This window comes from Pseudarthrobacter sp. NPDC058329 (assembly GCF_042879835.1).
Classification (GTDB): domain Bacteria; phylum Actinomycetota; class Actinomycetes; order Actinomycetales; family Micrococcaceae; genus Arthrobacter.
Map to the genome: position 1 here is coordinate 194,989 of NZ_JBHVZR010000005.1, position 14,039 is coordinate 209,027.

At 63.9% G+C, this 14,039-nt stretch carries 13 protein-coding genes and 1 pseudogene; 5 read left to right on the top strand and 9 right to left on the bottom strand.

Annotation, left to right across the window (positions count from 1 at the left end; translation table 11 throughout):
- The first annotated feature begins 32 nt into the window (after window positions 1-32).
- The 4 genes from ACFVYC_RS09700 (at window position 33) to ACFVYC_RS09715 (ending at window position 4,062) form a co-directional block, all read left to right on the top strand.
- Window positions 33-1,370: an MFS transporter gene (locus ACFVYC_RS09700; protein ID WP_387549355.1), complete on the top strand. Its 1,338-nt coding sequence runs from the start codon at window positions 33-35 to the stop codon at window positions 1,368-1,370.
- Entirely contained in the window at window positions 1,370-2,278 is a 909-nt protein-coding gene (locus tag ACFVYC_RS09705; RefSeq protein WP_387549357.1) for a transketolase, read from the top strand. Before ACFVYC_RS09700 ends, ACFVYC_RS09705 begins: the two co-directional genes overlap by 1 nt.
- A complete protein-coding gene (locus ACFVYC_RS09710; protein ID WP_387549358.1) occupies window positions 2,275-3,294 on the top strand; it encodes a transketolase family protein in 1,020 nt (339 codons plus the stop codon). Before ACFVYC_RS09705 ends, ACFVYC_RS09710 begins: the two co-directional genes overlap by 4 nt.
- Before the next feature lie 108 nt (window positions 3,295-3,402).
- Window positions 3,403-4,062 (top strand): GntR family transcriptional regulator, encoded by a 660-nt coding sequence (locus ACFVYC_RS09715; RefSeq protein WP_387549360.1) that lies wholly within the window; start codon window positions 3,403-3,405, stop codon window positions 4,060-4,062.
- Between the two features lie 355 nt (window positions 4,063-4,417).
- On the opposite strand, the gene ACFVYC_RS09720 is transcribed toward ACFVYC_RS09715, so the two are convergent.
- Window positions 4,418-5,665, bottom strand: coding sequence for an RNA polymerase sigma factor (locus ACFVYC_RS09720; protein ID WP_387549362.1), 1,248 nt, complete (start codon window positions 5,663-5,665; stop codon window positions 4,418-4,420).
- A 3-nt stretch (window positions 5,666-5,668) separates the two neighbouring features.
- Window positions 5,669-6,094, bottom strand: coding sequence for a YciI family protein (locus ACFVYC_RS09725; protein ID WP_387549364.1), 426 nt, complete (start codon window positions 6,092-6,094; stop codon window positions 5,669-5,671).
- 633 nt (window positions 6,095-6,727) lie between these two features.
- Between ACFVYC_RS09725 and ACFVYC_RS09730 the strand changes: the two genes are divergently transcribed.
- On the top strand, window positions 6,728-7,009 hold the full coding sequence (locus tag ACFVYC_RS09730) for a hypothetical protein (protein WP_387549365.1): 282 nt from the start codon (window positions 6,728-6,730) through the stop codon (window positions 7,007-7,009).
- 273 nt (window positions 7,010-7,282) lie between these two features.
- Here ACFVYC_RS09730 and ACFVYC_RS09735 read toward each other — a convergent pair whose 3' ends face one another.
- The 7 genes and pseudogenes from ACFVYC_RS09735 to ACFVYC_RS09765 all read right to left on the bottom strand — a co-directional run bounded on the left by ACFVYC_RS09735 (window position 7,283) and on the right by ACFVYC_RS09765 (window position 13,993).
- Window positions 7,283-7,945 (bottom strand): hypothetical protein, encoded by a 663-nt coding sequence (locus ACFVYC_RS09735; RefSeq protein WP_387549455.1) that lies wholly within the window; start codon window positions 7,943-7,945, stop codon window positions 7,283-7,285.
- Window positions 7,831-8,139: a hypothetical protein gene (locus ACFVYC_RS09740; protein ID WP_387549367.1), complete on the bottom strand. Its 309-nt coding sequence runs from the start codon at window positions 8,137-8,139 to the stop codon at window positions 7,831-7,833. Before ACFVYC_RS09740 ends, ACFVYC_RS09735 begins: the two co-directional genes overlap by 115 nt.
- Window positions 8,136-9,305, bottom strand: coding sequence for an N-acetylglucosamine-6-phosphate deacetylase (gene nagA, locus ACFVYC_RS09745; RefSeq protein WP_387549456.1), 1,170 nt, complete (start codon window positions 9,303-9,305; stop codon window positions 8,136-8,138). Before nagA ends, ACFVYC_RS09740 begins: the two co-directional genes overlap by 4 nt.
- 31 nt (window positions 9,306-9,336) lie before the next feature.
- A pseudogene (gene nagB, locus ACFVYC_RS09750) lies at window positions 9,337-10,106 on the bottom strand (glucosamine-6-phosphate deaminase).
- Window positions 10,103-11,161 (bottom strand): ROK family protein, encoded by a 1,059-nt coding sequence (locus ACFVYC_RS09755; RefSeq protein WP_387549369.1) that lies wholly within the window; start codon window positions 11,159-11,161, stop codon window positions 10,103-10,105. Before ACFVYC_RS09755 ends, nagB begins: the two are co-directional and overlap by 4 nt.
- 12 nt (window positions 11,162-11,173) lie before the next feature.
- Complete coding sequence (locus ACFVYC_RS09760; protein ID WP_387549370.1) at window positions 11,174-12,970, bottom strand: glycoside hydrolase family 35 protein; 1,797 nt, start codon at window positions 12,968-12,970, stop codon at window positions 11,174-11,176.
- Between the two features lie 60 nt (window positions 12,971-13,030).
- Window positions 13,031-13,993 carry a hydroxyacid dehydrogenase gene (locus ACFVYC_RS09765; protein WP_387549372.1) on the bottom strand — a complete coding sequence of 321 codons (963 nt, stop codon included), beginning with the start codon at window positions 13,991-13,993 and terminating at the stop codon, window positions 13,031-13,033.
- Window positions 13,994-14,039 lie beyond the last annotated feature (46 nt).

Here is a 14,039-nt window from a genome sequence, read left to right on the forward strand (position 1 = left end):
GCTTCCGTCGCTCTCTGAAAGGGATTCAACCTATGAGCAATGAAGCTCTGAAAATGCGCGGCCATGTACATGGCACCAAGGACGCAAAGCGCGTTGCTATCGGCTCCGGTGTAGGCGCTGTCATCGAGACGTATGACTTCATCGGTTTCGGCACCGCCGCCGCCCTGTACTTCGGTACAGTCTTTTTCCCCAACACGGACCCCGTCACCGGAACCCTGGCAGCTTTCGCCACGCTCGGCGTCGGATTCGCTGCCCGCCCCATCGGCGGCATCATCGGCGGCCACCTTGGAGACAAGGTCGGCCGCAAGCCCGTCCTGGTCGCCTCCCTGATCCTGATGGGCGTGGCCACGTTCCTGATCGGCCTGCTGCCCACCTACGAGCAAGTCGGCCTGCTGGCCCCCGCACTGCTGGTCTTCGTCCGCATCGTCCAGGGCCTGGCCTTCGGCGCCGAATGGGGCGGCGCCATCCTGATGAGCTACGAACACGCACCCTGGAAATCCAAGGGCAAATACACCGGCATCGTCCAGGCCGGCTTCCCGGTAGGCCTGCTCCTGGCCAACCTCGTCTTCCTGGTCAGCGTCAACCTCGGCGGCGAACTCGCCTGGCGCGTACCCTTCCTGGCCAGCATCATCCTCGTCGCCGTCGGCCTGATCATCCGCTCCAAGGTCCCCGAATCCCCGGTCTTCGACGAAGTCAAGGACAGCGGCGCAATCGTCAAGAACCCGATCATCGAAGTCATCAAGACCGACTGGCGGAGCATCGTCCGCGGCATCGGCCTGCGCATCGCCGAGACCGCCGGCTACGCAGTGTCCATCACCTACATGATCTCCTACCTCCACACCCAGCAGCTGGCAGACAAGACCGAAACCCTCGTCGCCCTCTGCATCGCATCCTTCATCGGCATCTTCGCCACCATGGCCTGGGCCCGCCTCACCGACAGGATCGGCCGCCGGCCCCTCTACATCTGGTCCACAGCCTTCGCTCTCCTGTTCGGCATCCCCATGTTCCTTCTGGTCAACACCGGCATGTTCATCTTCGTCATCGCGACCATCGTCATTTCCTACGCCGTCTGCCAGAACTCGCTCGCCGGCGCCCAGGGCCCTTGGTTCCCGGAGCTCTTCCAGGCCAAGACCCGCTCCTCCGGAGCCTCACTGGCCTACCAGATCTCCGCGATGGTCTCCGGCTTCACCCCCTTCATCACCACCCTGCTGTTCGTCGCCTTGGGCTGGATGGGCCCTGCCCTGCTCTTCAGCTTCTACGCCGCCATCGGCCTCTGGGCAGCAATCGTTACCCGGGAAACCTGGGGCAAGCGCGAACGCCAGCTGGCTGACGAAGCTACCCAAAGCACCCCGCAAATCGTAAACGCCTGATGACCACCACAGAGGAAGACCAATTGACTGCCGCTCTGGAAACCCCTGCCGCCCCCGCCACCGCACGTGTTGCCAATGTTTCGGCCGCCGCGCACCGGATCCGGCACCATGCCTTGAACATGGGTGAGGTGCAGGGACAGGGTTACGTGGGGCAGGCGCTGGGTGCGGCGGACATGCTCGCCACTGTCTATGGGGACCAGCTCCGCTTCAAGGCCGAGGACCCGCACTGGGAAGCCCGCGACCGGTTCCTGCTCTCCACCGGCCACTACGCCATCGGCCACTACGCAGCCCTCGCCGAAGCCGGCATCGTCCCGGTGGAAGAACTGGAAACCTACGGCTCGGACGACTCCCGGCTGCCCATGTCCGGCATGTCCACCTACACCCCCGGCATGGAAATCTCCGGCGGCTCCCTGGGCCACGGACTGACCATCGCCGTCGGCATGGCCCTCGGCCTGCGCTACCAGGGCTCCAGCGCCCGGGTATTCAACTTCCTCTCAGACGGCGAACTGGACGAAGGCTCCACCTGGGAGGCCGCCATGGGCGCCCACCACCACCAGCTAGGCAATCTGACAGCGATGGTGGACATCAACGCCCTCCAGGCCGACGGCAAAACCGACACGGTTCTGCGCACCGAGCCGGTCACCGAAAAGTGGGAATCCTTCGGCTGGTACACCCAGCGGGTGGACGGCAACGACGTCACCGCGCTGCTGGCAGCCTTCGATAACGCAGCCGCCCAGGTCACCGCCGTGGGACGACCTTCCGTGATCCTCTGCGACACGAAGGTGGGCCGCGGCGTACCCCTGCTGGAAAATCGCGAAAAGGCGCACTTCATGCGCATCGAAGAAAACGAATGGCAGATCTGCCGCGAGCAGCTCACTACCGGCTATGAAGGAAAGGCTTCAGCATGAGCACCACCACCGAGGCCCCCGACACAACAACAGCCTCAAAGCCCAAGCTGAAGACCTCGGCCATGATCGCGTCCTTCGCCGATCCGGGCCAGAAGACTTCCTCCGCGCCCTTCGGGCACGCGCTGGTGAAGGCCGCGCAGGAGAACGACAAGATCGTGGGCCTCACTGCGGATCTGGGCAAGTACACCGACATGCACATCTTCGCCAAGGCCTTCCCGGAGCGCTTCTTCCAGATGGGCATGGCGGAGCAGCTGCTCTTCGGCGCGGCCGCCGGGTTGGCCGAAACCGGGCTGGTGCCGTTCGCGTCCACCTACTCCGTATTTGCCGCCCGCAGGGCATATGACTTCCTCTGCCTGGACGCGGCCGAGCCCAACCTGAACGTCAACATCGTGGGCGGCCTGCCCGGCCTGACCACCGGATACGGCCCCAGCCACCAGGCCACCGAGGACATGGCGATCTTCCGCGGCATGCCCAACCTGACCATCGTGGACCCCTGCGACTCGATCGACATCGAACAGGCAGTCCCGCAGCTGGCAGCCAGCGACGGGTCCACCTACCTGCGCCTGCTCCGCGGCAACGTCCCCACCGTCCTGGACGAGTACGACTACACGTTCGAACTCGGCAAGGCCAAGGTCTTGCGCGGCGGCAACGATGTTGTGTTCATCTCCTCTGGCCTGATGACCATGCGCGCCCTCCAGGCAGCCAAGGCCCTTGCGGCGCACAACGTGGACGTCGCCGTCGTGCACACCCCCACCATCAAACCGTTCGACGCCGCCACCGTACTGGCCGAAATCAACACCGACCGGCTCGCCGTCACCCTCGAGAACCACTCAGTGGTGGGCGGCCTGTTCGAAACCGTCGCCTCTGCCGTCGTGACGGCCGGAGTCGGAAAGCGCGTGGTTCCTGTCGCCCTCCCGGACCAGTTCCTGGACGCCGGCGCCCTGCCCACACTTCACGACCGCTATGGCCTCGCCGTGGACCGCATCGTGGCGAAGGTACTCGCCGAACTCGCTTGAGCCATCCCCAACGAAAGCGCGGCACCGGTCCCGGCCGGTGCCGCGCTTTCTGCCGTACTATCGAAATAGGACTGTAAACAGTCGACCTACGACATTAAGGACGATGGCATGGCTGGAGTAACAGCCCCGCTGCTGGGACTGGAAAAGACGAGCTTGCGCGAGCAGGCGGTATCCGCACTGAGGACTGCCATCACCAGCGGTGAGCTGGAGCCCGGGCGGCACCTGGTGGAAACCGAGCTGTCCGAGATGCTGCAGATCAGCCGGGGAACGCTCCGTGAAGCCCTGCGCCAGCTTGAACAGGAAGGCCTGCTCTCGGCCGGTCCCCGCGGCCGCCTCTCCGTCCGCCATTTGAACGAGAAAGAAATCCGGGAGATTTATGCCGTTCGCGCTGCCCTTGAAACTTTAGCGGCACGGACGCTTTGCGAACTGCCCGACCGGCAGGACGCCATCTCGGTGCTGAAGGCAGCTATAGAGGCCATGCGAACTGCGGAAAAAGGGGGCCTGCAGGCCCAGGTCGAAGCCGACCTGGACTTCCACCGAACGCTCTGCCGCCTGACCGGCAACGACACCCTCCTCCACACGTGGGAATCTCTGGAAGGATCTATTCGCATGTCCATCATGTACGCAGGGCTCGAAAAGGGCGTCAAAAACATGAACGTCGACCGGCACCATGACATCGTGGCAGCCATCGAAACAGGAAATGTATCCCTGGCCCGAAAAACCATCAGGGAACACATGGAGCAAGCAGCTGACAACCTCGTCGCCTAAGCACGCTGTCTTCCCGCTGGGCCGGCAGTGACTCGCTCGCATTTCAATTGCCGATAACAATATTCCAATAAGCCAGCTTCCGGTGTCGGGTCGGGTTGTGCCCCAACCCGACGAATAGCCCGGACTTTCCCCGTTGCTTCCTGATCGGCGGCCGGAGGCAGGCGATACTGGGCCGTCCATGGCTGGGGTCAATTCGGGTATCCAGGACTGGATTTGGGAGCCGATGGGGCAGCTCCTGGCGGCAGTTGCGGTGGATAACCTCCTGGAATTGCCACGGTTGTGGAAGGGGCGGGCTGCCTCTCCGCGCTGGAGCCTGCAGGGAGAGTTCTGTCCAAGCACAGGCACCTTGGCAGGGTTAGAGGGTGGCTGCCTTGGCGAGCAGAACTGCTTTTTGTTGTTCGTTGGCGGTGAGTGCGGCGGCCTGCAGCAGTTCCGCTTTGGCTTCGTCGGTTCTTCCGAGTTTGGTGAGCAGTTCTCCGCGGATGCTGGGTAGCAGGTGTGAGCGGCGGAGGGCGCCCTCGGCAGCGAGGCGGTCCACGATCTTCAGGGCCGCGGCAGGTCCGGTGGCCATGGAAACCGCTACGGCATGGTTGAGTTCAACGACGGGGCCCGGTGCCAGGCGTCCCAAGGCTTCATAGAGCAGCACGATCTTGTTCCAGTCAGTTGCTTCGAAGCTGTGGGCGGTCGCGTGGCATTGAGCGATAGCTGCCTGCAGGCAGTAGTTTCCCCTTCCACGGCCGAGCGCATCGGCACGTGCCCGGGATGCACGGCCACGGCCGATCTGGGTTCTGTCCCAGCGTGTTCTGTCCTGTTCTGCGAGCAGGACAGGGCTGCCGTCGTGGTTGACGCGCGCAGCGAACCGGGACGCCTGGAACTCCATCAGCGCAACGAGTCCGTGAACTTCGGGCTCCCGCGGCAGCAGGCCTGCCAGCACGCGGCCAAGACGCAGCGCTTCGTTGGCCACCTCGGTCCGGATCCACCGGTTCCCCGTTGTGGCGGCATAGCCTTCGGTGAAGATCAGGTACAGCACCGCCAGTACCGCGCCCAGGCGCACGTACCATTCGTTGGGGTCGGGGGTGTCGAAGGGCACCTGAGCGGCCGACAGGGTCTTCTTTGCCCGGACGATGCGCTGCTGGACGGTGGCGACAGGAACGAGCAGCATCCGTGCGATCTCCTCGGTGGTCAGGCCACCGACGGTTCGCAGCGTCAAGGCCACCTGCCCCTCACGGGAAAGCACGGGGTGGCAGGCGATGAAGACGAGCCGGAGCACGTCATCAGGGATCGGCTGCCACTGGTCCTCAGTCATCTCCCTGAGGTCGGAGGCGATCGCGCGATAGTGCTCGTCCAGCCGTTCCCGGCGGCGCCAGGCATCTATGGCCTTGCGTTTAGCCACGGCCGTGAGCCAGGCGCCCGGGTTATCCGGGACGCCCGACCCGGGCCACTGTGTCAGGGCGTCGATCAGGGCTTCCTGGGCGAGATCTTCCGCCAGGCCGACATCGCCGGTGACCTTGGCAAGCGTCGCGACGATCCGCGCGCTTTCGATCCGCCACACGGCGTCCAGGGTGCGCTGGATTGCCGCCTTGGGCAGGTCCTTGTCTCCCATCGGCTAGGGCTGGTTGATTTCCTCGCGCCAGCCGGCTTCCTTCTGGAGGAACTCGTTGTCGGAGAAGTCTTCGAAGTCGCTCATATCGGTCACGCGGCGGACTTCGAGTTTGCTGCCCGGGCCCAGGGGGCAGCGGCTGGCCCACTGGACGGCCTCCTCCTTGCTGGCGGTCTGGATAATCCAGAACCCGTTGAACAGTTCGTGGGTTTCCCCGTACGGGCCGTCGGTAACAATGGGGTTCTCGGCTGAAAAGTCGACAACGAACGCTTCGCTCATGTCATCGGAAAGCCCTTCACCGGCGAGCAGCACCCCGGCCTTCATGAGGGATTCGTTGTAGGCGCCCATCGCGTTGATGATCTGTTCGATATCCGCGTTTTCGTATGCCTTCTTTGCCTCATCGGTAGCGCGCATAATCAGCATGAACTTCACTGTTCTTCTCCTTCGTACTGAGGACGCCTGATGCGTCCTTCTACTATCGCGTCGAACAGGCAAACCCCGGATCGACAAGGACCAGGAAAATTCTTATTCACAGACGCTAGATGGCAAAAGTGTTTCTGGTCTTTGCGGAACCGGTCCGGCCCCCGGCCGGCTAGTCGGAACACGTGAACACCGGCCCGTGCACGACCCCTGTCAACTCTCTCGTTGCCGCCGAACTGACCGGCGCAGAAGCCCCTTCAAGCTAAAAGGCTGACGGGGTTCGCTGTCTCAGTCGTTAGGCTCGTCCGCAGGGGCTTCGGGGTCGGATCGGTCATGCTCTTCTGCAACCCGTTCGCGGTGGATTCGTTTGGGGGCGCCAACCAAATCGACGGGTACAGGAGGATCCTTCTCGTCATCAGAAACCATGGGACTCATCCTAGGGGCAGCGAAGGCGCGGGAGGTTGCTACACCAAGCTAGCGAAACTCTCTGCCTGGATCACGTCCATATCTAGGGGGCAGAAAAGTTTTTAAAGGCGGACCCATCCGTCAGGGCAGCGGTTACGAATTGGCAGTGGGTGCGGGCCTTATTACCTGTGCCGGTTGTGACGAGTTGACCGCGGTTTCACCTAACAGGAGGTTCACAGAATGAGCGCTCAGAACTGCACTCGGTTCCTTTCCGAATGCATCATCTACGGCCCCGAGAACCAGCCCGGACTGCGCGAAGACGAAATCTACGGAGTGTACCTGAGCTGGTGCGTCCTTAACGCCGAGACCCCCTGCCCGGAACCATCACTGTGGGCGGCAATGGATCAGCACGCGCATCAAGAACCCGGCCATGCTGCAGGCCGACGGGTCTGGGCAGGACTGGCCATGACCGGCCCCGCAGCTGTCGATTACATCCTGTCCAGCCAACCCAGCCTGGTCTAAGGCCGGCCGCCAGCGGGCCCAGCTCCGCAAGCATGTCACCACCGATCAGGTGAGGGTCCGGTTGCCGGACCCCCGCCGTGAAGTCCGGAAGGTGTCGAGGGTTTCAGGCCGGAAGCCGTTGCCCGTCTCGTCGTGGCGGTCCTCGTAGACCCGACCCCGCTGCGGCGGTGGGCCAGACGGGGCCGAGACTGTGCAATTTTAGGAATGAAACCGGCACGGCGATCAGAACGCCGTTAGCCGGAACGACGCCTACCACTTGCAGATGGGGTTTCTTCACGGCCGCGGGATCACTTGGATGGATGAGGTGAACGTGTGTCGTTGGCCGGGAGCCAAGGTGATCGCGTTTTCTTTGACGTTGCCGAGTTCCACGCAGAGGAATGATTTCCAGTCGTCCTCGGTGAAGTCGGGGGTTGCCCTGGATCCTTGGGCGCCCGGGTTCCAGATGATTCTGCTGCCGGCGTCCGGGGCGTGCAGGATGATGTCCCTGTTGTTGCCGTCGTCGTGGATTGTCACTGCCTTAGAGCAGGTGTATACCCTGTCGATTCCTTGCTCGTTGAAGACGAGTTCCGGTTCAGAGCTGGCTGTGGTGCTGTAGTCGGTGAACGACGCGCCGTCGAGGCCTGAGATCCGCACCCGCCTGACGTCTGCCACCTGGAAGTAGGGATGCAGCGCCGGTTCGTAGATGGCGGGCTGATTGCCCAGATGGGTTACGGACAGCGTCATGGTCAAAGAGGCGCCGAACTGCACGTGAAAGCGCGCGTGGAAGGGGTGTTGCCATTCCTCGGGCTGTGGGGCTGCTGCTGTGTGGTTCAGGTCGAACGTCAGCGTGTGGTGCTCTGGCTGGTGCTGGACCTCGGAGAGCTGCCATGGAACAAGCCGGGCAAAGCCATGGCGGGGCGCGGCTGTACCACCGAACCACGGGAGGCAGAGCGGAATACCACCCTTATCGGCTCGTGGTCAAGGAACTGGTTTCGCGAGCCGAGCCACAGGACAGGGTCGCCGCAGTTGGGGGTCCAGGCGGTGATCAGGGCACCATGGAAGAACACCTCTCCGTTTCCCGACGGAGAGAGGATGTTTAGTGACTGGAGCTGGCGTTGTATCTCCGGCGCTGTGGTCTGCTGACCGGTCATGGTTGTTGGGTTCCGTTGGCCCAGACGCCCTGGACCTTGTACGTGTTGTCCAGCAGGACCAGGTCTGCTGCGTTTCCGGTGCTCAGGCTTCCGAGGTCGTGGCGTCCTATCAGGCGGGCGGGCGTGGCTGTCAGCGCTTCAATGGCCGTGTCGGGCGGGAGTTTGAGCAGGGTGATGGCGTTCCTGAGTGCGCTGTCCTGGGTGAGGGTTGAGCCGGCGATGGTGTTGGTTCCGGTCAGGAGGGCCCGGCCTCGTTCGACAGTGACGTCCGCGCTTCCAAGCCGGTAGTTTCCGTCTTTGGCTCCTGTGGCTGCCATGGCGTCCGTTACGAGGGCCACCCGCCCCGGGGCCGAGTCGAAGGCCAATTTCGCTATGGCGGGGTCCAGGTGAACGCCGTCCAAGATGATTTCGAGGCATGCGGCCGGGTCGGTGAAGGCGGCTACGACAGGGCCGGGTGCGCGGTGGTGGATGCCGGGCATGGCGTTGAACGCGTGGGTGAGCAAGGTCGCTCCCCGCGCGAACGCCTCCCTGGTGAGTTCCATGTCGGCGTCGGTGTGGCCCACTGCCACGGTGACCCCTGCTGAGACGAATTCTTCGATTGCGTCTAGGGCTCCGGGCAGTTCGGGGGCGATGGTGATCTGGCGCAGGGTGCCTCGTGCTGCGTCGAGGAGCTGGGCTGTTGCTGCGGGGGTGGGATGTATCAGGTACTCGGGGTTGTGCGCTCCGCACCGCGCTGCGGCGAGGAAGGGTCCTTCGAGGTGTGATCCGAGGATCATCGGGTTGGTGTCTGCCAGGTCCGCAATGGTCTTGAGGCTCTGACAGAGTTCATTTAGAGGTGCGCTAACGAGGCTGAGGACGGAGCGTGTGGTGCCGTGGGCGCGGTGGACCGCCAGGGCGTCCAGGATGTTGTGAGGTTCTGCATCAAACGATGCTCCTCCCGCGCCGTGGCAGTGCAGGTCGATGAACCCGGGGGCGAGGATCCGGGCGCTGCCGTCAACGACTTCCCGGGCATTGTAGGTGTGCCAACTGGTTCCCGTGCCGGTTGCGATAATTGTGCGGTCCTTGGTTGCCACCCATGCGTTCTCCACCGCCCCGTTCGCGTCCAGAAGGCGTGCGCTGTGCACGATGAGATCGCAGAGAACACCCTTCCCCTGCCGGGGCTTCATTTCTTGGGCGAGGTCTTCCGAGAGCATGGGGCTACCTTTGCCAGGTGGGGAGGTTGTCGGCCACGTATTTGTAGTAGTCGGATCCTGTGAGTTCTGCGGCTGCGTCTTCATCCAGGACTACTGTGGCGTGGGGGTGCATCTGCAGCACCGAGCCGGGGCACATGGCGCTGACCGGGCCTTCAATGAGGCCGGCAATGGCCTTTGCCTTCGAGCCGCCCTGGGCGATCAGCACAACTTCCTTCGCGTCCATGATGGTGCCGAGCCCTTGAGTGAGGCAGTGCGTTGGGACTTCGTCGGGCCTGTCGAAGAAGCGGGCGTTGTCCTGGCGTGTCTGAACTGTGAGCGTCTTGATCCGGGTACGTGAGCTCAGGGATGAGGTTGGCTCGTTGAATCCGATGTGTCCGGTGGAGCCGATTCCCAGCAGTTGGAGGTCGACTCCGCCGGAGGCTGTGATGCGGTCCTCGTAGCTGGTGCAGGCCCTTTGCAGGTCTGCGGCATTGCCGTCCGGGACTGGACCCGTTCCGGGTCCAGTCCGAGCGGTTTCGTCACTTCGCGGTCGATGACTGCGTGGTAGCTCTCCGGGTGGTCAGGGCTGATGCCCACGTATTCATCGAGGGCGAAAGCGGATAGACCTGACAGGCCTTCCGGGCGGCGGGCGGCCAGTTCCTGATAGACGGGCAGCGGCGAGGATCCGGTAGCGACGCCGAGAACTTTCATGCGGCCGCTCGTGATCCGGTTTTCGATCATGTCTGCGACGTAGGCGCCGATGTCGGCGGAGGTTTCGAGGATGGCGATTTTCATGGGTGTCCTTGGTGCTTTCTGAGGTCCAGGGTCAGTTGCAGGCTGGTGTCTTCTCCGAGGGCCAGTTCACTTCCGTTGCCGGCATCTCCTGGGCTCCAGTGGGTGCCGGTGTCCGGGGAACCAGCCGCCTGGAATCCGAGGATGGCGGCCCCGATTTGTCCTGCCCGTGGGCCCAGGAGTGAGCGTTTCAGTGCCGGCGGGCGGCGCCAGGCCAGGAGCGATGACATGGTCTGTTCGAGGGGGTGCAGGAGTTTGTCGCCGGCTTCGGACAGTCCGCCGCCGATGATGATCGTTCCGGGGTCAGTGAGCAGGGTGACGGTGGTCAGTGCGAGGGCGAGGGCTTGGATGCCCTCGTCCCAGATGCGCGCACCGGTCTCGCCTGCCTGTCCGGATGCGATGTCTGCGGCCGTCGTGGCCAGGTCTCCTCCCTGGCTGCGGTATCTGCGGACGAGGCCTGCGCCGGAAAAGTAGGCTTCGAGGCAGCCGTGTTGGCCGCAGGTGCAGGTTTCGCCGCCGGGGATCACGGGAATGTGGCCCAGTTCGCCGGCGGAGTGGGTGGCTCCGGTAATTACGGTGCCGTCGGTGATCAGGGCTGCACCGACGCCGGTGCCGATGGCGACGAAGACGGAGTTCTGGCCTGGAGCCGGTGGCAGGAGGCGGGCTTCTGCCAGTCCGGCGGCGCGTGCATCGTGGCTGATGAGAACGGGGAGACTGAATTCTGCGGCCAGTAGGTTCGCAACGGGCATGGTGGTCCAGCCCAGCGATGAGGCGTATTCGACGACGCCGGTGGTGGAGTTCACCAGTCCAGGAGTTCCGACGCCGATGCCGACGGGATGCAGCCCGCGCTGGAGCGATTCGGCCTTCAATGCCCGGAGGACCGCCAGTGCGCGGTGCATAACTCCTTTACCGGGGTGGCTCGTGGGGATGGTCTGGGTGATGAGGGTGCGCCCCGCGGCGTCCACCGCCGCGCCCTTGAGGGTGGTTCCGCCGATGTCCAGGGCCAAAGACACCTGCTGTGGCGCATGGCTGTTCCATGCTGTTGTTGCTGTTGTCATGACGGTTTCCGGCTACAGTTGCGCAGCGAGGATTTTTCCCGTGCTGGGCGTGCCCAGTTCAGGCTTGGTGCGTAACTCGATGTGCGTGCCGTGCTTTTCCAGGTCCAGGAGGTGGATGTCGTTGGTCCCTGCGTGAAGGAGGGGTCCGGGGACATAGAGGGTTACCTGTGGCCCGGCTTCCTGGTAGCGGCCCAGAAGGAAGCCGTTGATCCACACGAATCCGTTGCCGAAGCCAGGGAAGACCAGGTAGGTGTCAGCTGGTGTTTCGATGTCCAGGGTTGCCGAGGCGAGGTGTTCGAGTTCCCCTCCGTCCCACTCGGCGATCGGGATCGGAATGTGGGACCAGTTAAAGGTGCGCCGCTGGTTCACGAGTACCCCGTCCAGGATCCCTTTGCCCTGGCCAATCAGGGGCCCGTAGTTGATCCTGCCCCGGTTCTCGACGAGGATCTCCAGCTGCACGGGGGACCCTGTCCCGGTGAGCATAAGCCCGTCGTCGGCATTGTGGTCATCGAGGATTCCGGCGAAGTCCCCGTCCACCCAGATGTGGGCGCGGTCAGTGAGGCCCAGGATCCGCAGCGGTGTTTCCGCCGGTTCATCCGTCCTTCCTGGCAGGACGGGGCGGGATGTGTACAAAACCATGCCGGCGTCCAGTCCCAGCTGCTCAAAACTCAGTGGCCTGACACTGGTGACGGGAGGGGCAGCTTCACGCAGGAGCGGAAGCAGGGGTTTGCCCGCGGCAACCGGCACGGACTGCGCCGGGAGCACTGCTGCCGGTTCCAGGAGTGCCGGCGGGAGCGCCGGCGGGTCGGTGATTCCCTGGGCGCGAAAGAACTCGGCCCGGAGCGCATGGTATTTCTCCGTGAGGGCGCCGTTCTCTGCAATGGGGGCGTCCGAGTCGTAGCTGGTGGTGGTGGGCTGCAATTTAGTGCCGTCGTGGTTGGCTCCGGAATACAGGCCGAAGTTCGTTCCGCCGTGTGCCATGTACAGACAGATGGAGCCGCCAAGATCGAGGATCTTGCGGACCTCGACGCACGTTTCGGTAATGTCGCGGACGTGGTGGTTCTCCTCTCCCCAGTGGTCGAACCAGCCTCCCCAGAATTCCACGTTGAAGAAGGGCTCACCGGGTCGGCGGCGTTGCCATGTTTCCACTGCTTCATCGCCGCGGCTGCCGAGGGTGGCGGCCGCCCAGGTGCCGTCCAGGGCGCCGCCGTCCAGGAAGTAGTCGGTTCCGCCGTCGGCGGTGAACAGCAGTTCGGTGATGCCCCGCTGCTCGAGGGCTTCCTTGTTCCAGCTCAGGTATTGCTGGTCATCGCCGTAGCTGCCGTATTCGTTCTCGATCTGCACGGCAATGACGGGACCACCGTGCCCGGCCTGCCTTGGCACGATGATGGGCAGGAGCTGGTCGAACCAGGTTTCGATGGCGCCGGTAAACGCCGGGTCCATACACCGCAGTCCGATTCCAGGGTGCCGGGTGAGCCAGGCGGGGAGCCCTCCGTTGTCCCATTCGGCGCAGATGAACGGGCCGGGACGGACGATGACGTCCAGGCCGATGTCCGCTGCGGTGTCGATGAAGGCGCCCAGGTCCCGCCAGCTGCTGAAGTCAGGTGCTGTGTCCTGCCGGGGCTGGTGGAAGTTCCAGGCCACGTAGGTGTCAACGGTGTTGGCGCCCATCGCCTGGAGTTTGAGCAGCCGGTCCCGCCATTGGTCGGGGTGGACCCGGAAGTAGTGGATGGCTCCAGCAAGGATCCGGTGGGGCTTTTTGGACCGGAACAGCTGGGAGCTTTGGTAGCACAGGATGGGGTCGGACAACGAATTTTCCTTAGGCTGGTGGGCGCGCTGACTCCGCGCTGATTGCTGGTGCGGCGTGCGTCAGGCGGTGTGGGAGAGGACTTCTGCTTTGACCTGATTCAGCAGGGGCCTGCCGGCGATAAACCGGGTGACTTCCCGGTACGCGGCTTCCCCGAGCCGGTGCAGCTCATTGCCTTGGGACCCGGCGACGTGCGGGGTGAGCACCAGGTTCGGGGCATCGAAGAGGGGGGATTCCTCCGGCAGCGGGTCGGGGTCGGTGACGTCGATGACGGCGTGCAGCCGGCCAGACTCGAGCTCGGCTGTCAGTGCCGCTGTGTCCACCAGGGATCCCCGGGCGGTGTTGATCAGCGTGGCGCCGTCCCGCATGAGGGACAGCGCATCTTTGTCGATCATGTGGAAGGTCTCGGGGACCTCAGGTGCATGGAGGGTGACGACGTCGCAGGTTTCCAGCAGGTGTTTCAGGCTGGCGGGCCGGGCGTCGAGGATGCCGTGCTGGACGAAGGGGTCATAGAAGACGACGTCGATGTCAAAGGGTGTGAGCAGCTCGATCACTCGTCGGCCGATGCGTGAGGCGCCGATGACGCCGACTTTGAGTCCGTGGTTGCCCCACCGCGCGGGCTCCACCTCAAAGGGGCGGTATTGGCGGCTGTCCACGTAGCGGCGGGCGAGTTCCAGGACGCGCTTGCCGGAGAGGAGAATCATGGCAAGTGTGTACTCGGCCACCGGCAGGGCGTTGGTGTCGGCACCCGAGGTGACGGTGATCCCGCGGTTGAACAGTTCGTCAGAGGCGAACTCCTTGACCGAGCCGGCTGTGTAGATGACGGCTTTGAGGCGGGGCATCCGGTCCAGGATCTCCTCATCGAGCCGGGGGCAGCCCCAGCATCCGATGATCAGTTCGATGTCCTGCAGGGGGTAGTCCTCCGCGTTGGCTTTGGTGAGCAGGGCCGGTTGCAGGTCCACCAGGGTCGTAAGGTCCTGGAACACCGAAGGGGTGAAGAGTCTTTCCGGTAGGCCGTTTTCCATGGCGAGGACGGCTTTGGGCCGTGCTTGGGGCAGGTGCTGGTTCGTG